18 protein-coding genes are annotated in these 18,478 nt (G+C 63.3%); 11 read left to right on the top strand and 7 right to left on the bottom strand.

From position 1 onward, the window contains the following. Positions 1-76: 76 nt before the first annotated feature. From GGI48_RS21975 to GGI48_RS21960, 4 genes are all read right to left on the bottom strand, one after another. Positions 77-1,423 carry an HD domain-containing phosphohydrolase gene (locus tag GGI48_RS21975; RefSeq protein ID WP_179600047.1) on the bottom strand — a complete coding sequence of 449 codons (1,347 nt, stop codon included), beginning with the start codon at positions 1,421-1,423 and terminating at the stop codon, positions 77-79. A 176-nt stretch (positions 1,424-1,599) separates the two neighbouring features. Then, on the bottom strand, positions 1,600-1,872 hold the full coding sequence (locus tag GGI48_RS21970) for a type B 50S ribosomal protein L31 (protein WP_047305884.1): 273 nt from the start codon (positions 1,870-1,872) through the stop codon (positions 1,600-1,602). A 101-nt stretch (positions 1,873-1,973) separates the two neighbouring features. Beyond that, the gene (locus GGI48_RS21965) at positions 1,974-3,299 is read right to left on the bottom strand and encodes an APC family permease (protein ID WP_047305885.1); all 1,326 of its coding nucleotides are present in this window, start codon (positions 3,297-3,299) and stop codon (positions 1,974-1,976) included. A 98-nt stretch (positions 3,300-3,397) separates the two neighbouring features. Further along, entirely contained in the window at positions 3,398-4,216 is an 819-nt protein-coding gene (locus GGI48_RS21960; protein ID WP_047305886.1) for a carbon-nitrogen hydrolase family protein, read from the bottom strand. Positions 4,217-4,309: 93 nt separating this feature from the next. Here GGI48_RS21960 and GGI48_RS21955 point away from each other — a divergent pair, with 93 nt between their 5' ends. The 7 genes from GGI48_RS21955 to GGI48_RS21925 all read left to right on the top strand — a co-directional run bounded on the left by GGI48_RS21955 (position 4,310) and on the right by GGI48_RS21925 (position 9,936). Continuing rightward, positions 4,310-5,110, top strand: coding sequence for a helix-turn-helix transcriptional regulator (locus tag GGI48_RS21955; RefSeq protein WP_047305887.1), 801 nt, complete (start codon positions 4,310-4,312; stop codon positions 5,108-5,110). 110 nt (positions 5,111-5,220) lie between these two features. Then, a complete protein-coding gene (locus tag GGI48_RS21950) occupies positions 5,221-6,840 on the top strand; it encodes an FMN-binding glutamate synthase family protein (RefSeq protein WP_016968546.1) in 1,620 nt (539 codons plus the stop codon). 63 nt (positions 6,841-6,903) lie between these two features. Further along, positions 6,904-7,188: a putative quinol monooxygenase gene (locus tag GGI48_RS21945; protein ID WP_179600045.1), complete on the top strand. Its 285-nt coding sequence runs from the start codon at positions 6,904-6,906 to the stop codon at positions 7,186-7,188. A 76-nt stretch (positions 7,189-7,264) separates the two neighbouring features. Continuing rightward, complete coding sequence (locus tag GGI48_RS21940) at positions 7,265-7,561, top strand: cupin domain-containing protein (RefSeq protein ID WP_047305889.1); 297 nt, start codon at positions 7,265-7,267, stop codon at positions 7,559-7,561. Between the two features lie 80 nt (positions 7,562-7,641). After that, a complete protein-coding gene (locus GGI48_RS21935) occupies positions 7,642-8,484 on the top strand; it encodes an alpha/beta fold hydrolase (protein ID WP_179600043.1) in 843 nt (280 codons plus the stop codon). A 253-nt stretch (positions 8,485-8,737) separates the two neighbouring features. Continuing rightward, complete coding sequence (locus GGI48_RS21930; RefSeq protein WP_179600041.1) at positions 8,738-9,328, top strand: papain-like cysteine protease family protein; 591 nt, start codon at positions 8,738-8,740, stop codon at positions 9,326-9,328. Between the two features lie 8 nt (positions 9,329-9,336). Beyond that, positions 9,337-9,936 carry a hypothetical protein gene (locus GGI48_RS21925; protein ID WP_179600039.1) on the top strand — a complete coding sequence of 200 codons (600 nt, stop codon included), beginning with the start codon at positions 9,337-9,339 and terminating at the stop codon, positions 9,934-9,936. Positions 9,937-10,037: 101 nt separating this feature from the next. Here GGI48_RS21925 and GGI48_RS21920 read toward each other — a convergent pair whose 3' ends face one another. Continuing rightward, entirely contained in the window at positions 10,038-11,459 is a 1,422-nt protein-coding gene (locus tag GGI48_RS21920; protein ID WP_179600037.1) for an amino acid permease, read from the bottom strand. 581 nt (positions 11,460-12,040) lie between these two features. Here GGI48_RS21920 and GGI48_RS21915 point away from each other — a divergent pair. The 4 genes from GGI48_RS21915 to GGI48_RS21900 all read left to right on the top strand — a co-directional run bounded on the left by GGI48_RS21915 (position 12,041) and on the right by GGI48_RS21900 (position 17,334). Continuing rightward, positions 12,041-12,502: an REP-associated tyrosine transposase gene (locus GGI48_RS21915; RefSeq protein ID WP_016966709.1), complete on the top strand. Its 462-nt coding sequence runs from the start codon at positions 12,041-12,043 to the stop codon at positions 12,500-12,502. Positions 12,503-12,742: 240 nt separating this feature from the next. After that, positions 12,743-15,850 carry a transglycosylase domain-containing protein gene (locus GGI48_RS21910; RefSeq protein ID WP_179600035.1) on the top strand — a complete coding sequence of 1,036 codons (3,108 nt, stop codon included), beginning with the start codon at positions 12,743-12,745 and terminating at the stop codon, positions 15,848-15,850. A gap of 123 nt (positions 15,851-15,973) precedes the next feature. Next, positions 15,974-16,552 carry a PadR family transcriptional regulator gene (locus GGI48_RS21905; protein ID WP_179600033.1) on the top strand — a complete coding sequence of 193 codons (579 nt, stop codon included), beginning with the start codon at positions 15,974-15,976 and terminating at the stop codon, positions 16,550-16,552. Next, positions 16,549-17,334, top strand: a complete 786-nt coding sequence (locus tag GGI48_RS21900; protein ID WP_179600031.1) for a siderophore-interacting protein — start codon at positions 16,549-16,551, stop codon at positions 17,332-17,334. The genes GGI48_RS21905 and GGI48_RS21900 overlap by 4 nt, the downstream gene beginning before the upstream one ends. Positions 17,335-17,406: 72 nt before the next feature. Here the strand turns inward: GGI48_RS21900 and GGI48_RS21895 are convergent, their stop codons facing one another. Together GGI48_RS21895 and GGI48_RS21890 are read right to left on the bottom strand one after the other, a co-directional pair. After that, complete coding sequence (locus GGI48_RS21895) at positions 17,407-18,075, bottom strand: Pr6Pr family membrane protein (protein ID WP_179600029.1); 669 nt, start codon at positions 18,073-18,075, stop codon at positions 17,407-17,409. Between the two features lie 8 nt (positions 18,076-18,083). After that, entirely contained in the window at positions 18,084-18,314 is a 231-nt protein-coding gene (locus tag GGI48_RS21890; protein WP_016966714.1) for a VF530 family DNA-binding protein, read from the bottom strand. Positions 18,315-18,478 lie beyond the last annotated feature (164 nt).

The raw sequence follows: 18,478 nt of genomic DNA, 5'->3' as shown, positions 1-18,478 counted from the left end.
AAGGCGCAAGGATCACATGTCCGGCGGTGGGCCGTCATCCGCCGCCGGCACTTTACGACGCTCCCAGCACCTGGCTTCAGGCCCGCGCCGGCTGCTCCTGGGGCAGTTTGACGAATACGCTGTAGCGGCCGCCTTCCATGGTTTCAAAGGCAATCAGCTTGTCCACCAGGGGCGCGCTCAATACCTTGCCGGCGTTGAGCAGCAGCATGCCGTTGTCGGCATTCAGGTTGCGCGCCAGGATCATGCCCGCCTGCAGTTCCCGGGTGCTCAGCACCTTGACCGAAGGGTCGCCCAGGGTCACATCGCTCAGGTACACCGAACACACCTGGATAAAGCCTTCCACCAGGTCCGGATCGTACAGTCGGCCGGCGTACTTGCGAATGAACACCAGGGCTTCGTCGCTGTTCATGTGCCGCTCCAGGATCAGCCCGCACTGCAACTCGATGAAGTCCACCGCCAGCTTGAGCAGCCGCGAACCGAGGGGAATCGCCTCGCCCTTGAGGTGATCGGGAAAGCCAGTGCCGTCCCAGTGCTCCTGATGGTGACGGATCAGCCGCGCGGCATCCTGCACCGGTTCCAGGGTCATCAGCAGGGATTCGCTCTGCGCCGGATAGGCCCGATAACGCTCGCGCTCATGGTGATGCAGCAAGTCCACCGGGGTGACCATCATGCTGTCGCTCCAGCTCAGCTTGCCGATGTTGTGCAGGGCCGCGGCCATGGCCAGGTCGCGCTGGTCCACGGCGTCGATGCCCTGGACCTTGCAGTAGGCGCGCACCAGTTCGATGATCCGGCGGTTGGTCTGCTTGTCGCTGGGCAGACGCTGGTTCACCAGCAGCGAGAACAGCTCGGCGCCGGTGGCATAACTGTGCTTGAGCTCTTCATAGGCCAGGTCGAGCATGTCGGCGGTTTGCTGCAACTCGGCGGTGCGCGCGGCGACCCGTTTTTCCAGCAGGGCATTGACCGCCTTGAGCTCGCGATTCTGCTGCTGGGCCAGGGCCTCCAGGCGCTGGCGCTCGCGTTCGGAATGCTGATGGTCCAGGGCCTGGCGCAAGGCCAGCAGCAACTCCTGGTCATCCCAGGGCTTGCTCAGGTAACGGTAGATTTCCCCCTCGTTGATGGCCTTGGCGATCAGCTTCAAGTCCGGATCACCGGTCAGCAGGATGCGCGTGGTGCCCGGATACTGCTGGTGCATGTGGGCCAGCAGGGTCGCTCCGTCCATCTGCGGCAGACGGGCGGCGCTGATCACCAGGTCCACTTCCTCGCGGGCCATCACCTGCAACGCCTCGCTGGCATCGTGGGCCAGGTACAGGCGGTAGTCATGGGCGCTGAGCAGTTGATGCAGGCGTTGCAGAATAGTGTCCTGGCTATCCACCAGCAGGACCCCGGGCAAGCGTGTGACTGTGGCAACGTTTAGTTCACCCATGAGACACCTCGGGTCACCATCGATGCACATGTCCTTCATTCTTTTCACTGGCAACACTGATCCTTGTTGCCTGATTCAAGCGTAGAAGCATTTCCGAGGGAAATGATGGCTTTTTAATACCATCCGTCCGCTGAAAGAGCTCCAACGGACGGCGGCGAGAATGGAGGCCAATGACCTCACTTGGCAGCGGCTTTACCGCTGGAACCGAAGGAGGCAAAACGTTTGTTGAAGCCTGCGATACGGCCTTCGGACTGGGTCTTGCGTTGCTGGCCGGTGTACACCGGGTGCGAAGCGCTGGACACATCCAGGGTCACGTAGGGATAGGTCTGGCCATCACTGTGCTGGTAAGTGCGGTCGGTATCGACGGTAGAGCCAATGAGGAAAAACACGTCGGCAGCAGTATCGTGAAACAGCACGGGGCGGTAGTCAGGGTGGATACCAGGTTTCATGAAGCCTCCAGAAGCATTGGGGTGGACTTTAATAGTTATACAGTAACATATTAGACCCACCCAAACGAGAACCTATTGCAACAACCGACCCGTCGGCGCTTCTATGTCGCTTCCTTGAAATCCATCTCTGGAGGCTGGCGGGAAAAGCCACGCGTAAGGAACCCCAAATACAACAGGCCGATGACCAGCCAGCTCGTCCCCAGGTAGATCGCCAGATGATCGAGGCTGGACATCAGCCACAGATCGGCCACCAAGCCTATGAGGGGGAAGATCAGAAACAGGATCGTTTCACGCAAACCACGCCGTGACGCCCCCACCCAGTAATGAAAGATCACCGACAGGTTGACCAGACTGAAGGCCAGGAAAGCGCCAAAGTTGATGAAGGAGGTCGAGGTGGAGACATCTAACTTCAGCGCCAGCAGCGCAACCACGGCGCACAGCAGGATGCTGTTGACCGGCGTGCCAAAGCGTCGGTGCAGGTGGCCAAACAGGCGCTTGGGCAAGACCCCGTCGCGGCCCATGGCGAACAGCAGCCGCGAACCGCTGGCCTGGGCCGAAAGCCCCGAGGCGAACTGGCCGACGATCAGCCCAATTAGGAAGATCGTGACAAACAGATCGCCACCGATATTGCGCGCGATCTCATACGCCGCAGAATCCACATCGGCGAACTCGAAGGACGGATGAGCCAGCTGCACGAAATAGGACACCCCGACGAAGATCAACCCGCCGATCAGAGTGATCAGCATGATCGCCCGGGGAATGGTCCGCCGTGGATCACGGGTTTCCTCGGTCAGGGTGCTGACTGCGTCAAAGCCCAGGAACGAATAGCAGGCGAGCGCCGCCCCGCTCATGATCAGCGGCAGGTGCATCTGCCCGTTGAAGAACGGTGCCAGGGTGAACAGCGGCGCGCTGGACTCACCGCCGAGGTAGTGAATGCACAAGCCAACAAACGCCACCAGCACCAGGAATTGCACCAGCATCAGAAGGCCGTTGATGCCGTTGGCCAGTTTCAGGCCAATGACATTGATCACGCTGGTCACGCCGATGAAGGCCAGCACCCAGACCCACTGTGACACCGCTGGAAACGCTGAATGCAGGTAGGCCGCCCCGATCAGCCAGATGGCCATGGGCAGGAACAGGTAATCGAGCAGCACCGCCCAGCCGGCGATAAACCCCAACTTCGGGCTGATCGCCTTGCGCACGTAGCTGTAGGCCGAACCGGCGACGGGAAATGCCGCGGCCATGCGCCCGTAGCTCATGGCAGTGAAAAACATCGCCACCAGCGCCGCAAGATAAGCGGCCGGCACACTGCCAGCGGTGGATTGCGCGAGGATGCCAAAGGTGCCCAGAACAATGATCGGTGTCATGTAGGCGATGCCGAACAGCACCACCGCGCCCAATGAAAGGGTGCGTTGCAAACGAGCCATGAACGACTACTCCGGAATTATTAGATTTATGGCAGAACTGAAGTCGGTGCAGCAGGAAGTTTTCTTACGGGGTGGCCGTCTTCGGGACGGCCCTTTCATCACGCCGGAATCAGCAGTTCACGGATGCCATCTTCGTGCTCAAGCACTGTACCCGGCAGTTTCAACCGCTGGTCATCCAGGTAGCGGTAGTCCTGCCGCGCCACCTGCAGTTGCGCAAGATCCAGCTCGACCTTGAACTGGCCTTCCTCGCGTCCTGCCTCGAACAGCAGACTGCCGTGCGGGTCCACCAAGGCGCTGCCGCCGGCGAACAGCAGGTCGCCATCGCCCTCTTCGACGCGGTTAACCATTAATGCAAATGCCTGGTTTTCCTGGGCCCGGGCCATGATCGCTGTGCGATGAGTCGGCCCGTAGGGGTCCATGTTGCCGTTGGTCACGATCAGCAGTTCGGCTCCCAGCTGCGCCAAGGCCCGGGCACTTTCCGGAAACTCGATGTCGTAGCAGATCAGTAGACCGACCCGTACTCCGTTCCACAGACAGGTGGCGTACCGGTCACCGTGGCTGAACACGCCACGATCGGAAGCCCACAAATGAGTCTTGCGATAACGCAAGGCAATCCCCTCTGGGGTGATCAGCAAGGTGGTGTTATAGAATCGGCCGTTGTCGTTTTCGGCCATGCCGATCACAACCGCGACATCGCGTCTTCGCGCGGCCTGGATCACCGCCTGCACGCTCGGACCGTGCAACGGTTCGGCCACGGCGGCCACGGTCTGGGCCGTGGGGAAGCCCATCAACTGGGTTTCCGGAAACACAATCAACTGGGTATCGGCGGCGCAAGCGGCAATCGCCGCCAAGGCGCGTTCCAGGTTGTAAGCTGTGGCGTTATCACGGCCCGCCAACTGGGCCAGTTCAACCTTCATGGGTATTCCTTCTTCTTTGCCTGTGCCGCAGTATGCGCAGCCGAAACCGCCCCGCAAATGACGCAGCCGGGGTAACCCGATAGAGGTAGATGCATGACATTGTCGCTGGATGACATCGCCTGGCACCGCTCGGTAGGACACATGATCGAAGCCCTGGACCAGGCCAATTTCTGGAGCCAACTGGTGCGCCTGCTGGAGCAATACGTCAGCTTCGACAGCTGGGTGGCCCTGCTGTTTCGCAATGAACACAAGCCCCTGGTGTTCGCCGAGTGCCCGGGCGAGGACGGCAGTCCCGACCAGTTGTTCCAGGACTACCTCAACGGTCTCTATCTGCTCGACCCTTTCTACATCGCCACCCGCGAGCAGTCGCGCAGCGGCCTGCTGCGCCTCTCGGAAGTGGCCCCAGAGCACTTCCAACTGACCGAGTACTATCAGCGCTACTTTCGACTGAATGTGGTGGCCGATGAAATCCAGTTCAATTGCCACCTGGCTGACGGTCGCACCTTGTGCCTGTCCCTGGGCTCCCGGCAGGGCTTCGCCCCGCCACAGATTGCCCTGCTGTCGCTGATCACGCCCTGGGTCGTGGCCCTGCTGCGTCAGCGCCTGCCCTATGAAAACAGCGACGAGGACAACTCCGCGCCAGAACATTCGCCGTCCGATTGGCGCAGCCAGCTAGACCATTCGATGCAACAGCTGCGGGGCGCGCAACTCACCGCCCGAGAGCTGGATGTGGGGCGCCTGATGCTCAGCGGTTGCTCTAACAAGGAGATCGCTCGTAAGCTGGAAATCTCCGCCGAAACCGTGAAAGTTCATAAGAAACACATCTACAGCAAGCTGGGCATCAAATCCCAGTCCGAGCTGTTTTCGATTTTTCTCCAGGCACAAAGCACCTGATCCCCGTTCAGGCTCGTAGTGTATGTTCCCCCACAACAACAAGATCCAGCGCCCCAATAAGAATGAGTACTGACTAAACGACTTTGATGAGTCCGAACCAAGGAAACCGTATGAGCCTGTCACTTCTGAGCCGCTACGCCTTCTTTGCCGCCTGCGTGATTTTCACCCTCGCCAGCCTGCCCTTTCTCGAACACGACTGGCTCTGGCCATTCACCCTGGTCACCGGCCTGCTGAGCCTGCTGGGGATCTTCGATCTGCTGCAAAGCCCCCACGCGGTGCGGCGCAACTACCCGATCCTGGGCAATATCCGTTACCTGGTGGAAGGCATCCGTCCGGAGATCCGTCAATACCTGCTGGAATCCGACAGCGACGCCCTGCCCTTTTCCCGCGCCCAGCGCTCGCTGGTGTACTCCCGGGCCAAGAACGAAAGCGCCGACAAACCCTTCGGCACCCTGATCGACGTTTACCAGTCGGGCTTCGAGTTCATCGGCCACTCCATGCGCCCGGCGCCCCTGAGCGACCCCAGCAGCTTTCGCGTGACCGTCGGCGGCCCGCAATGCACCCAGCCTTACTCGGCCTCGGTATTCAACATCTCAGCGATGAGCTTCGGCTCCCTCAGCGCCAACGCCATCCGCGCCCTGAACCAGGGCGCCAAGCTCGGCAACTTCGCCCACGACACCGGTGAAGGCAGCATCAGCCCCTACCACCGCGAACACGGCGGCGACCTGACCTGGGAACTGGGCAGCGGCTACTTCGGCTGCCGCACCGCCGACGGTCGCTTCGACCCCGAGCGCTTCGCCGCCCAGGCGCAGAACCCGCAAGTACGGATGATCGAGATCAAGATGAGCCAGGGCGCCAAGCCGGGCCACGGCGGCATCCTGCCCAAGCACAAGGTGACCCAGGAAATTGCCGACACCCGCGGCATCCGCATGGGCGAGGACTGCATTTCACCGTCGAGCCACAGCGCCTTTTCCACCCCGATCGAGATGATGCATTTCATCCAGCAGCTGCGTGAGCTGTCCGGCGGCAAGCCGGTGGGCTTCAAGTTCTGCCTGGGCCACCCCTGGGAATTCATGGGCATCGCCAAGGCCATGCTGGAAACCGGCATCCTGCCGGACTTCATCGTGGTCGACGGCAAGGAAGGCGGCACAGGCGCAGCACCGGTGGAATTCACCGACCACATCGGCGCACCGATGCGCGAAGGGCTGCTGTTCGTGCACAACACCCTGGTGGGCCTGAACCTGCGGGACAAGATCAAGCTCGGCGCCAGCGGCAAGATCGTCAGCGCCTTCGACATCGCCAGCGTGCTGGCCATTGGCGCCGACTGGGCCAACTCGGCCCGCGGCTTCATGTTCGCCATCGGTTGCATCCAGTCGCAAAGCTGCCACACCAACAAGTGCCCCACGGGCGTCGCCACCCAGGACAACCTGCGCCAGCGCGCCCTGGTGGTGCCGGACAAGGCCCAGCGGGTGTACAGCTTCCACCGCAACACCCTCAAGGCCCTGGCGGAAATGCTCGCCGCCGCCGGCCTGCAGCACCCCTCGCAACTGGAAGCCAAGCACCTGGTACGGCGCATGTCGGCCACCGAGATCAAGTTGTTCTCCCAGCTGCACGTGTTCCTCAAGCCCGGCGAATTGCTCACCGGCGAGGTCAACGGCGAGTTCTACTCGCGCATGTGGCAACTGGCCCGGGCCGACAGCTTCGAACCCAACACCGAAGCCGCCGCTTAACCCCCATGGCCCGACGCTGCCCGGTTGCCGGGGAGCGCCGGGCGACAACCAAGGACGATTGCCATGCTCAAGGTCATCGCTGAAGACTTCATCCCCCCCGAACACCTGGACACGGTGCGCCCGTGGTACGCCGAACTGGTGGAAAAAACCCGCCAGGAACCACTGTGCATCGCTTACGATCTGTTCGTTGATCAGAAAGACCCCGGGCACTTCATCTTCGTCGAACAGTGGCCGGACCGCGCCGCCCTCGACGCCCACTGCCAGACCGAGCACTTCACCCGCCTGGTGCCGCAGATCAACGCCTTCCAGTGCCGCGAATGCCGCGTGCTGCTGATGGACGAATTCTAGAAAACCCGACCCAGCCCTTGCTTGACCGGACCACCGAAAGCAGCCCCAAGCCCCACTGACTTTTCGGAGATCCGCCATGCCCCTGTTGTCATTCGAACACCTGTCCCGCCAGCTGCCGGCCCCCTGGCAATCCTCGCGGGTGGGCCAGGTCGGCCCGGCCCGCATCAAGGTGCTGCGCATGGACGAGCAGCCCTACCCGGAAGAAACCCACGACTACAACGAAGGCCTGCTGGTGACCCAGGGCTGCCTGCGCCTGGGCATCGGCCAGGCCAGCGTGGATGTCGTGGCGGGCCAGATGTACCTGGTGGAGGCTGGCCAGGCCCACCGCGTGCTGCCCGGCAGCCATGGCACCCTGGTGATCATCGACGTCTAGCCTGTCTCGCATCGACTCAATCGCGGTAACCACCTGCCCCAAGGTCGGTCCGACCGGAGGGCCCATGCACGGAGAAGCCCATGCCTCGTCGTCTGTTTGCAGTGATCGCTCTACTGATGTCCTTCAACAGCGCCTTTGCCAGTGAACGCTGGCAGAACCTGCCACCCACACCGGCCCCGGTGGCCGGGGCGCAAGCCGGGTATGCCGAGGTCAACGGCATTCGCCTCTACTACAGCAAGCTCGGCCACGGCTCGCCGGTGGTGCTGCTGCACGGCGGCCTGGGCAATGCCGACTATTGGGGGCTACAGGCCAAGGCCCTGGCCGCCCAGCACACGGTGATCAGCGTCGACAGCCGCGGCCACGGGCGCAGCACGCGAGATGCCCGGCCCTACGGCTACGACCTGATGGCCGACGACGTGATTGCCCTGCTGGATCAACTGAAGATCCCTCGCGCCGATTTCGTCGGCTGGAGCGACGGCGCGATACTCGGCCTGGACCTGGCCATGCGTTACCCGCAGCGGGTCGGCAAGGTCTTCGCCTACGCCGCCAACACCCAGACCTCCGGGGTCAAGGAAGGCGTGGAGAACAACCCGACCTTCGCCGCCTACATCGCGCGCGCTGGCCAGGAATACACCCGCCTGTCACCAACGCCCAAGGAGTACCCGGCCTTTGTCGAGCAGATCGGCCACATGTGGGCCAGCCAGCCGAACTGGAGCGACGCCGACCTGGCGCGGATCAAGACGCCGGTGCTGATCGTCGATGGCGACCACGATGAAGCCATCAAGCGCGAGCACACCGAATACATGGCCCAGGCGATTCCCGGCGCCGGGCTGCTGATTCTGCCGAACGTCAGCCACTTCGCCTTCCTCCAGGACCCAGGCCTGTTCAACGCGGCCCTGGAGCACTTCCTCGACGAAAAATAGCCCGGCACTCATCTTCGAGTACGGCCACGGATGCCCCCTTTAGCGGGGACATCCATGGCCGCAATTATGCATTAACGCATAATGATAATTGCATTGACGCATAAAGCCTCTAAGGTTGTTTTCAGGCCCGGTCAGCGCCGGCCATCGAGGCTGGCCCAGCGCAGCAACACGTCCCCGGGCCCGGCTACTGGCAGTAGCCCGACAGGTAACCACCACCCAGCCGGAGGCTGGTTTTCATTCATGGAGGATGAACATGCCCACTAGCAACTTGACCCCAAGCAGCCCCTCACAGGCCCTGCCCCAGTGCCTGGCCGGTACGCTGCTGGACCCGCAACTGAGCGAAGCCGATCCCCACGCCGAAGCGGCGCCCCAGGCCGCTGCCCGGTTGAATTTCAGCGTGCAGCCACAAACCCAGAGCAACTGGTGCTGGGCCGCCCTGTCCGCTTCGGTCGGCAACTACTACGGCACCGGCTCCTGGACCCAGTGCGGGGTGGCCAATGCAGAATTGGGCCGCCACTCCTGCTGCAGCCAGCCCGGGCCGTGCAACGTCTACGGCTACCTGGACTCGGCCCTGCGCACCACCCGCTGCTACGGCGGCATGCGCGAGGACCGGATGCAGATGCCGGCCATCGACAACCAGCTGGGCATGGGCCGCCCCGTCGGCCTGCGCTGCGCCTGGTATGGCGGCGGCGCGCATTTCCTGGCGATCTATGGCAGCGACGGCGGCTACGTCCTGGTGGCGGACTCGATCTACGGCTACTCGACCCGCGCCCTCAATAGCTTCCCCGCCTCCTACAACGGCGGCGGCTACTGGACCCACACCTACTTCACCCGGAAAAACTAGGAGGCGTCATGCAACTGACTTACCCCAAGGCGCCCGTCGATGGCGTCCAGCACCTGCGCCCGGCACTCCAGGCGGCCCTGCAGACCCAGGGCTTCGGCATCAACCGCGGATTGGCCCAGGCCCGCGCCGGCAACCTGAACCTGTCCCAGGCCTTTCGCGGCTACAGCCTGGGCCTGGAGGACCTGGCCCGGGGCAAAGGGCTGGCCGAGGCCAAGGCCGGTGACTGGCATTACCTGGTGTTCGACGCCGGGGTGGCGATCGCCGATGCGCAACTGAACGAGGTGGCCGGCAAGCTCGGCTTCTCGGCGCTGAACCACGGTGCCCTGGCGACGTCCGCGGTCAGTGCCCTGGAGCTTGCCGAACAGGCTCCTCAGTTGCAGGGCAAAAGCTACGAGCTGCGCTTGCTGTTCGTCCCGGCCCTGCAAATGACCGCGATCTGGCTGCACGGCAACGATGAAGATCAGCTGATTCCCATCGAACCCACGCCGAAAACCCTGGCCGCCCGGCAGCTCTACAGCGAGGCCGCGTTGCTGGCTCTGCTGACGGCCCCGGCGCAACAGGCCAAGGCCCTCTTCGACGCCGACAGCAGCGGCACCCTGGGCGGCTGACCCGGGCAAAAAAAATCCGGCGGCCTTTGCAGGTCGCCGGATTGCGTGTTTCAGCGTTTCAGCCGGGGATGCTCAAGCCAGCCGCAGCACCGGAGCGCCCCTCAGGACGCCGAACGCACCGCCCCTTGCTGGACATTGGTCGGTTGCAGCTTGAACAGGTAGAACAGAACGGTCAGCAGCACCAGGAACGCCGGGCCGACGTACAGCGCCACGCGGGTGTCCGGGAAGTAGGCCATCAGCCCCACCACCAGCACCAGGAACGCCAGGGCCAGGTAGGAACTGACCGGGTACAGCCACATGCGGTACTTCAGCGCCGCACGCTCGCTCGCGCTCAGGCCCTTGCGGAACTTGAGCTGGGCCAGCAGGATCATCACCCAGGTCCAGATCGCACCGAAGGTGGCGATCGAGGTCACCCAGACGAACACTTTCTCCGGCACCAGATAGTTCAGCAGCACGCCCAGCAGCAAGGCGAAGATCGACAGCAACAGCGCGCGACGCGGCACGCCGTTGTTCGAGGTCTTGGCGAAGCCGGCCGGGGCCTGGCCGTTCTGCGCCAGGCTGTAGAGCATGCGCCCGGTGCTGAAGATGCCGCCGTTGCAGGACGACAGCGCGGCGGTGATCACCACGAAGTTGATGATGCCGGCGGCGGTCTTGATGCCCAGGCGCTCGAAGGTCATCACGAACGGGCTGCCCTGGGTGCCGATTTCGTTCCACGGGTAGATCGACAGGATCACGAACAGCGCGCCCACGTAGAACAGCAGGATGCGCCAGAACACCGAGCCGATGGCGTTGGGGATGGTCTTCTGCGGGTTGCGCGCTTCACCGGCGGTGAGGCCGATCATCTCTACGCCCAGGTAGGCGAACATCACCATCTGCAGCGACATCAGCACGCCGGTCACGCCGTTGGGCATGAAGCCGCCGTGGGTCCACAGGTTGGAGATGCCCAGGGCCACGCCATCGTTGCCGAAGCCGAAGGCAATGATGCCGACGCCGCCGATGACCATGGCGATGATGGTGACGATCTTGATCAGGGCGAACCAGAACTCGAACTCACCGAAGGCCTTGACCGCGATCAGGTTGATCGAACCCATGCTCACCAGGGCCGCCAGGGCCCAGATCCAGCGCGGCACATCGGGGAACCAGATGCCCATGTACACCGCCACCGCGGTGATTTCCGCGACACAGGTCACCAGCCACAGGAACCAGTAGTTCCAGCCGGTGAGAAAACCCGCCAACGGGCCCAGGTAGTCTTGTGCGTACCGGCTGAAGGAGCCGGCCACCGGGTTGTGCACCGCCATCTCGCCGAGGGCGCGCATGATCACCAGAATCGCCAGGCCGCCGATGATGTAGGACAGCATGATGGCCGGGCCGGCCATTTCGATGGCCTTGGCCGAGCCCAGGAACAGGCCGACACCAATGCAGGCGCCCAGGGCCATCAAGCGAATATGCCGTTCACCCAGTTCGCGTTTCAGCGGACCGCCCTGAGCGGACTCGCCGTGGGGCAGTTGGTTGCCAACTGACATAGAGATACAACCTCATTTTGTTATTGGATTGAACCACCGAGTCTGCGAAGCCATCGCGGATAGCCACGGCTTGCTCAACCGCACCGGCCTTGTGGGACGGTGCGTCTGGTAGGACAAGACCTGCCAGATCAGCGGGGTGCGCAGTATAAAAAGCTCCCGACAGGGCTTTTCACTCTATAAGTAGCTAAATTCAGAGATAAATCTCGGCAAAAAGCGCTTTCACAAAGAAGCATTACCTGCTTTTTGCCTCAATACCTCATTCCGAAAGGGGCCGGAGTATTGCACAGCCCTGGTGCATCGTCATGCCCCTACCTAGGGCGTATTTACCTACGCAAAGGCTCTCCCCTGTGGCGAGGGAGCTTGCTCCCGCTGGGCCGCGCAGCGGCCCTGAAGCCGGCCAGCATGATCTCCCTGCCGGAACACATGCTCAGGTTCCGCGGCTGCTGCGCAGCCGGACGGGAGCAAGCTCCCTCGCCACAATCCGGAACAGAGCTGAAATAACTGCAAACCATCGCAGCCTTCAGTTCGGGGGCAACCATGCTAGCGTCCGGCATTCACTCGCTGACCTCGCAGGCAAAGGAATGCCTTCTCGCCCAAAATCCCATCGTTTACGCCGCGGCCGCTATTCCGAAAGCGGACGCGCCTACCTCATCACCACCGTGGTTCATCAACGCCGGCCGCTATTTTCCGATTGGAGCCTGGGGCGGCTGGTGGTGACCGAACTCAAAGAGGTCCAGGACCTGGAGCTCGCCGACTCGCTGGCCTGGGTCCTGATGCCGGATCACCTGCATTGGCTGCTCCAACTGCGCACCGCAACACTGCCCCAGGTGATGCAAAGGGTGAAATCGCGCAGCACCCGCCAGCTCAATCAACACCTGGGGCTGTGCGGCGCCCTCTGGCAAAGCGGCTATCACGACAGGGCAGTCCGTGACGGCGAGGATATTCGGCCCATTGCCCGCTACATCATCGCCAATCCCCTGCGCGCGGGCCTGGTGCAACGCATTGGCGATTACCCTCTGTGGGACGCCTGCTGGCTCCAATGACTCTGTATGTGGCGAGGGAGCTTGCTCCCGCTGGGCCGCGCAGCGGCCCTGAAGCCGGCCAGCGTGATCTCCCTGACAGAACACATGCTCAGGTTCCACGGCTGTTGCGCAGTCGGACGGGAGCAAGCTCCCTCGCCACTGCAGCGCGGGCGAGTCGTTTTCACAATTTCCTCACCCATGGCCACCACCGACTAAGCTTCAGGCAAGTCCGATCAATCTGCGTGAATGGATCAATCGACTATGGGCGCTCTGTGGCAGACCGATTCGCGTAATACCGCAGTGCCAGGCCACAGCGAGGACGAAGCGCCTTTACCCAAAAAGCCCCGAGCGCGCCGCTATGCCTGGCGCCTGTTCTGGTTGTTGCTGCTGATGGCCCTGATTGCCCTGGGGGTGGCCGCGTCCCGGGAGATGCGCACCTCCAAGCTCCAGGCCCGGGAGTTCAGCAAGCTGGCCAACGACTTGAGCTACTCCTTGCAACCCGGGCCCAGCGATGCCGTGCTCTATCCAGGCGCCGGCCCCTTCGACCGCCGCCTGGGCTACAGCGCCCTGGGGGAATTCCTGCCGCGCCTGCTCAAGCGCGGCTACCAGATCGACGCGCAGACGCGGTTTTCCGCAGCGTTGATGGACTACAGCAAAAACGGCTTTTTCGTGCCCTACACCGAAAAGATCCAGGCCGGGCTGTCCATCACCGATTGCCGCGCCGCGCCCTTGTACCGGTTCGATTATCCGCAACAGCTGTATGCCAGTTTCGCCAGCATTCCCCCGCTGATGGTGCGCAGCCTGCTGTTCATCGAGAACCGCGACCTGCTCGATCCCAAGCTGGCCCAGGCCAATCCGGCGGTGGACTGGCCACGCTTCGCCAAGGCCGCCTGGTCCCAGGTGGCCAAGCTCATGCACCTGCCGGGACAGACCGCCGGCGGCAGCACCCTGGCCACTCAGTTGGAAAAATACCGCCACTCCCCCGATGGCCTGACGCTGTCCGGGGGCGAGAAGATCCGGCAGATGATTTCCGCCAGCGTGCGCGCCTATCAGGATGGCCCGCAAACCCTGGAAGCCCGGCGCCGGATCGTCCGCGACTACCTCAACAGCGTGCCGCTGTCGGCGGTGCCCGGCCACGGTGAGGTGCATGGCATGGCCGAAGGATTGCGGGTCTGGTACGGCGCCGATTTCGATCAGGTCAACCGGGCGTTGAGCAGCACCGCCAACGATGCGCAAAGCCTGGCCCAGCGCGGGCTGGCCCTGCGCCAGGTGCTGTCGCTGATGATCGCGCAACGCCGCCCTTCCCATTACCTGGCCAAGGGTCGCGCAGAGCTGGCGGAACTGACCGACAGCCATATCCGACTGCTGGCCCAGAACGAGGTCATCGACCCCGCCCTGAGTGCCGCCGCCCTGGCCAGCAAGGTCAGCTACCGCGACTGGCAGCAACAGCCGACGATCCAGCCGATCGAAACCAACAAGGGCATCAGCGTGGCCCGCAGCCGGCTGGCGGCGCTGCTCAACCGGCCTCTGTACGATCTGGACCGCCTCGACCTGTCCGCCACCAGTACCCTGCAAAGCGACCTGCAACGCCAGGCCACCGAGTACCTCAAGCACCTGGCCGACCCGGCCTTCGCCGCAGAGATCGGCGTGCTCGGCGAGCGCCTTTTGACGCCCACCAGCACCACCCAGGTGCGCTACAGCTTCACCCTGTTCGAGCTGACCCCGGACGGCTCACGGGTACGAGTGCAGACCGACAGCACCGACCAGCCGTTCGACATCAACGAAGGCAGCAAGCTGGAACTGGGCTCCACCGCCAAGCTGCGGGTGCTGACCACTTACCTGCAGATCATCGCCGAGCTGCACGACAAGCACGCCGGAAAAACCCCGGCCGAATTGAGGAAGGTTGCGGTCAACGAGCAGGACCGGCTGAGCCGATGGGCCCTCGACTACCTGCTGCAGAACAGCGACCGCAGCCTGCCGAAGATGCTCGACGCGGCCCTGGACCGCACCTATTCCGCCAGCCCCGGCGAAGCCTTCTTCACCGGCGGCGGGGTGCATCACTTCCACAACTTCCGCAACGAGGACAACGGCCGCAGCCCGACCCTGCGCGATGCCCTGCGCGAATCCATCAACCTGCCGTTCATCCGCCTGATGCGTGATCTGGTGCGCTACAGCACCTACGGCGGCGACAGCGCCAGCGCCGAACTGCTCAGCGACGACGCCAACCCGCGGCGCCAGGAGTACCTGGCACGCTTTGCCGACCGTGAGGGCACCTCTTTCCTGCTGCGGTTCTGGAAAAAGTACCGCAACAAGGACACCCAATCGCGCCTGGACACCTTTCTCGATGGCATGCACCCGACGGCGATCCGCCTCGCCGCCGTGCACCGCTACCTGCTGCCGGACGCCAGCCAGGAAAGCTTCAAGCGCTTTGTCCGGGCCCACATGAAGAACGCCAAGACCAGTGAAAAACTCACCGATGACCGCCTGGACAAGCTCTACGCCAGCTATGGCCCGGGGGCCTACGACCTGCCGGACCAGGGTTACATCGCCAAGGTCCATCCTCTGGACCTGTGGCTGCTGGGCTACCTGATGAACAACCCCGACGCGAACTTCAGCCAGATCGTCAAGGCCAGCGAATTCGAGCGCCAGGAGGTGTACAGCTGGCTGTTCAAGAGTCGCCATCGCAGCGCCCGGGACAGCCGCATCCGCACCATGCTGGAGGTCGAAGCGTTTCTGGATATTCACCAGCGCTGGCAGAGCGTCGGTTATCCGTTCGACCATCTGGTGCCGTCCCTGGCCACCGCCATCGGCAGCTCCGGCGACCGCCCGGCGGCCCTGGCGGAACTGGTGGGCACCATCCTCAATGACGGCGTGCGCCTGCCGACCCTGCGCATCGACAGCCTGCACTTCGCCGCCGGCACGCCCTACGAAACCCGCCTGAGCAATGACCCGGGCAAGGGCAAGCGGGTCATGCCGTCGGAAGTCGCCACGGCCCTGCGCGGCGCCCTGTCCCAGGTGGTGGATGCCGGCACCGCGAAACGGGTGTCCGGCAGCTTCAAACTGGCGGATGGCACGCCGCTGGCCATGGGTGGCAAGACCGGCACCGGCGACAACCGCATCGAAGCCATCGGCGCCGGCGGCCGGGTGCTGAGCTCCAAGTCCATCAACCGCACCGCGACCTTCGTGTTCTATATCGGCGAGCACCACTTCGGCACCCTCACCGCCTACGTGCCGGGCGCCTCGGCACAAGCCTTCAAGTTCACCTCGGCCTTGCCGGTGCAGGTGCTCAAGGGCATGGCGCCGATCCTCATGCCGTACCTGCAGCCGGGCAGCAGTACCCAGTGCCAGGGCAGCCTCGCCCAACGCTGAATCCGGACCCGCTGTTCACTCCTTCCTCCCCGACAAACGGCCGCTGCGTCGCGAGCAGAAATGCTTGCGCGCCACTTAAGATATATCTTAAGTTATGTCTAAATCGAAACGGAGAAAGAGAAAATGAGCGAGCGTCACCACCCTCCCCATCGCGAACACGGGGACAGCCATGAGATTTTCGAACGTCGTCCCGGCCGCGAGCGCGGAGGCCGCGGGCCCCGGGTCTTCGCCCCCGGCGACCTGAAACTGCTGCTGTTGGCACTGATCGCCGAGCAGCCGTGCCACGGCTACGACCTGATCCGCCAGATCGAAAGCATGTTCGATGGCGCCTACAGCCCCAGTCCCGGGGTGATCTACCCGACCCTGACCTTTCTCGAAGAAAGCGAAATGATCCAGGGCGATGCCGAAGGCGGCAAAAAACGCTACAGCGTGACCGACGCCGGACGTCTGTCCTTACAGGAGCAAGCCATCGCCCTGGACGGCGTGCGCATGCGCATCGAAGTCAGCAAGCGTTCCCTGCGCGGGCATGATCGCCCCGCGGAAATCCACGAGGCGGTGCACAACCTGCGCCACGCCCTGCAAATGCACCACGGCCGCTGGAGCCCGGAAGAAATCCTTCGGGTGCGCGACCTGCTGAACAACACCGCCAAGGCCATTGTCGATGGTCCTGTGCGCCACCCTGCCCCGGAGAAAAGCCAATGACTGCCCGCCCAGAACTGTCCATCCATCGGGTCATGCACGAGATCAAGCGCCGACGCCTGGAGGTCCTGCGCGTTGTCGACCTGACCCCGCGAATGCGCCGCATCACCCTCGGCGGGCCCGAGCTGGCCGGCTTCATCAGCCTGGGCAGCGACGACCATGTGAAGCTGTTGTTCCCGCAGAACGCCGAACAGCAAGCCGCCCTGGAAACCCTGGTGCTGGGCCCGGGCAAGGACAGCGGACCGATGCCCGCCATGCGCGACTACACCCCACGTCGCTATGACCTGGAGTTGGGCGAACTGGACATCGACTTCGTGCTCCACGGCGACGGCCCGGCCTCGACCTGGGCCGAACAGGCCCGGCCGGGGCAGTTCCTGCACATCGGCGGCCCCCGGGGCTCAATGATCGTGCCGGACATCTTCGACAGTTACTTGCTGATCGGCGACGAAACCGCCTTGCCGGCCATTGCCCGGCGCCTGGAAGAACTGCCAGCCGGGCGCCAGGTGCTGGCGGTGATCGAGGTGCAGGACGCCGCCGAACGTCAGGCCCTGGACAGCGCCGCCGAGGTGCAGGTGATCTGGGTCGAACGCGACGGCGGTGGGCAGGATCTGCTCAGCACCGTGCGGCAGTTGCAGATGCCGCACGGCAAGCTGTACGCCTGGGTGGCTACCGAGAGCAAGGTGTCGCGCCAGGTTCGTCGAATCTTGCTGGATGAACACCGGCTCAACGACGAGTTCGTCAAGGCCGCCGGTTATTGGCGCCTGGACAGTAGCGAAGCGGAATAACCCCGCCAGACCGGAGGCGCTGGCTTGCCAGCGAAAACGATCTCAAGTGCCCTTTCGCCGGCAAGCCGGCTCCTACAGAGGCCGGGATTGGCGCCTGCCCAGCCAGCGGTCCAGGCCCAGCAACAGCAGGGACACCCCAACGAATCCGGCCAATATCCCCAGGGCATTGAGCAACACCTGGGGATACCCCAGCTTGTCCACGGCAATGAAGGGATAGGGGTACAGCCCCAGCAGATTCCCGCGCAAGAGCAGGTAGGCGAAATACAGCACCGGATAGAGCATCCACAGACCGATGTGCTTGAGTCGCAACTCGCCCTTAGGCACGCAACACCACCAATAGAGCAAAAACAGCAGCGGCATCACATCGTGCAGCAGCTCATCGGCCAGCCATTGCCAGCCCTGGGGATGCCACAGGTGACGCAGCAACAGGCTGTAGGCCAAGCCCACCACCGCAATGCTCGCCGCCACCGCGCCACTGACCGCGGGCCTGAGCATGAACGCCTGCCCTCGGGATATCCGCAGGTTCAGGGCGCAGGTCAGCACACTGGCCGCCAGGGTGTTGCTGAGCACGGTGAAGAAGCTGAAGAAATTCACCAGGCCGCCCAACAGACTGGCGCCCACCTCCCAGCGCAGCAACAGGATCAGGTACAACTGGACGCTCAGCCCGAACCAGCCAAGGATCGCCGCCACGGCAATCAGGCCGCGCCGAGTGAACAGCCCCCGCAGCGAGAAGCCAGCCATACGGCTCCTTAAAGCGGGCGCTTGGTGCGTTGCAACTTGACGTAGAGCTTCTCGACCTTCTCCCGCGCCCAGGGCGTCTTGCGCAGGAAGGTCAGGCTCGACTTGATGCTCGGATCGCTCTTGAAGCAGCGGATATCGATGCGCTCGGCCAGCCCTGACCATTCGTAGTGTTCCACCAGCGCCTTGAGGATTTGTTCCAGGGTCACGCCATGCAGCGGGTCGGTTTGGGTGTCGGTCATGCCAGGCCTTTGCGGGAAGAAAAGAGGGAAAGCCGCGCACCTTAGCCGAGGGCATGCGCCCGCGCCAGCGCGCTGTTTTAACTGTAGACGCCGCAGGCAAGCGCAGCGATTGCGCATGAAAAGGCAAAAGTTCCTGGCTTTTTGAAATAAAAGAGTTGTTATAT

The sequence above is a fragment of the Pseudomonas protegens genome (assembly GCF_013407925.2).
Taxonomy (GTDB): Bacteria; Pseudomonadota; Gammaproteobacteria; order Pseudomonadales; family Pseudomonadaceae; genus Aquipseudomonas; species Aquipseudomonas fluorescens_AP.
The sequence above is the reverse complement of the archived record's forward strand: the minus strand, read 5'-3'. Positions and strand labels throughout refer to the sequence as shown.

Coding starts and splice junctions, on each gene's coding strand:
- GGI48_RS21975 (WP_179600047.1), bottom strand. CDS start 1,423: ATGGGTGAACTAAACGTTGCCACAGTCACACGCTTGCCCGGGGTCCTG.
- GGI48_RS21970 (WP_047305884.1), bottom strand. CDS start 1,872: ATGAAACCTGGTATCCACCCTGACTACCGCCCCGTGCTGTTTCACGAT.
- GGI48_RS21965 (WP_047305885.1), bottom strand. CDS start 3,299: ATGGCTCGTTTGCAACGCACCCTTTCATTGGGCGCGGTGGTGCTGTTC.
- GGI48_RS21960 (WP_047305886.1), bottom strand. CDS start 4,216: ATGAAGGTTGAACTGGCCCAGTTGGCGGGCCGTGATAACGCCACAGCT.
- GGI48_RS21955 (WP_047305887.1), top strand. CDS start 4,310: ATGACATTGTCGCTGGATGACATCGCCTGGCACCGCTCGGTAGGACAC.
- GGI48_RS21950 (WP_016968546.1), top strand. CDS start 5,221: ATGAGCCTGTCACTTCTGAGCCGCTACGCCTTCTTTGCCGCCTGCGTG.
- GGI48_RS21945 (WP_179600045.1), top strand. CDS start 6,904: ATGCTCAAGGTCATCGCTGAAGACTTCATCCCCCCCGAACACCTGGAC.
- GGI48_RS21940 (WP_047305889.1), top strand. CDS start 7,265: ATGCCCCTGTTGTCATTCGAACACCTGTCCCGCCAGCTGCCGGCCCCC.
- GGI48_RS21935 (WP_179600043.1), top strand. CDS start 7,642: ATGCCTCGTCGTCTGTTTGCAGTGATCGCTCTACTGATGTCCTTCAAC.
- GGI48_RS21930 (WP_179600041.1), top strand. CDS start 8,738: ATGCCCACTAGCAACTTGACCCCAAGCAGCCCCTCACAGGCCCTGCCC.
- GGI48_RS21925 (WP_179600039.1), top strand. CDS start 9,337: ATGCAACTGACTTACCCCAAGGCGCCCGTCGATGGCGTCCAGCACCTG.
- GGI48_RS21920 (WP_179600037.1), bottom strand. CDS start 11,459: ATGTCAGTTGGCAACCAACTGCCCCACGGCGAGTCCGCTCAGGGCGGT.
- GGI48_RS21915 (WP_016966709.1), top strand. CDS start 12,041: ATGCCTTCTCGCCCAAAATCCCATCGTTTACGCCGCGGCCGCTATTCC.
- GGI48_RS21910 (WP_179600035.1), top strand. CDS start 12,743: ATGGGCGCTCTGTGGCAGACCGATTCGCGTAATACCGCAGTGCCAGGC.
- GGI48_RS21905 (WP_179600033.1), top strand. CDS start 15,974: ATGAGCGAGCGTCACCACCCTCCCCATCGCGAACACGGGGACAGCCAT.
- GGI48_RS21900 (WP_179600031.1), top strand. CDS start 16,549: ATGACTGCCCGCCCAGAACTGTCCATCCATCGGGTCATGCACGAGATC.
- GGI48_RS21895 (WP_179600029.1), bottom strand. CDS start 18,075: ATGGCTGGCTTCTCGCTGCGGGGGCTGTTCACTCGGCGCGGCCTGATT.
- GGI48_RS21890 (WP_016966714.1), bottom strand. CDS start 18,314: ATGACCGACACCCAAACCGACCCGCTGCATGGCGTGACCCTGGAACAA.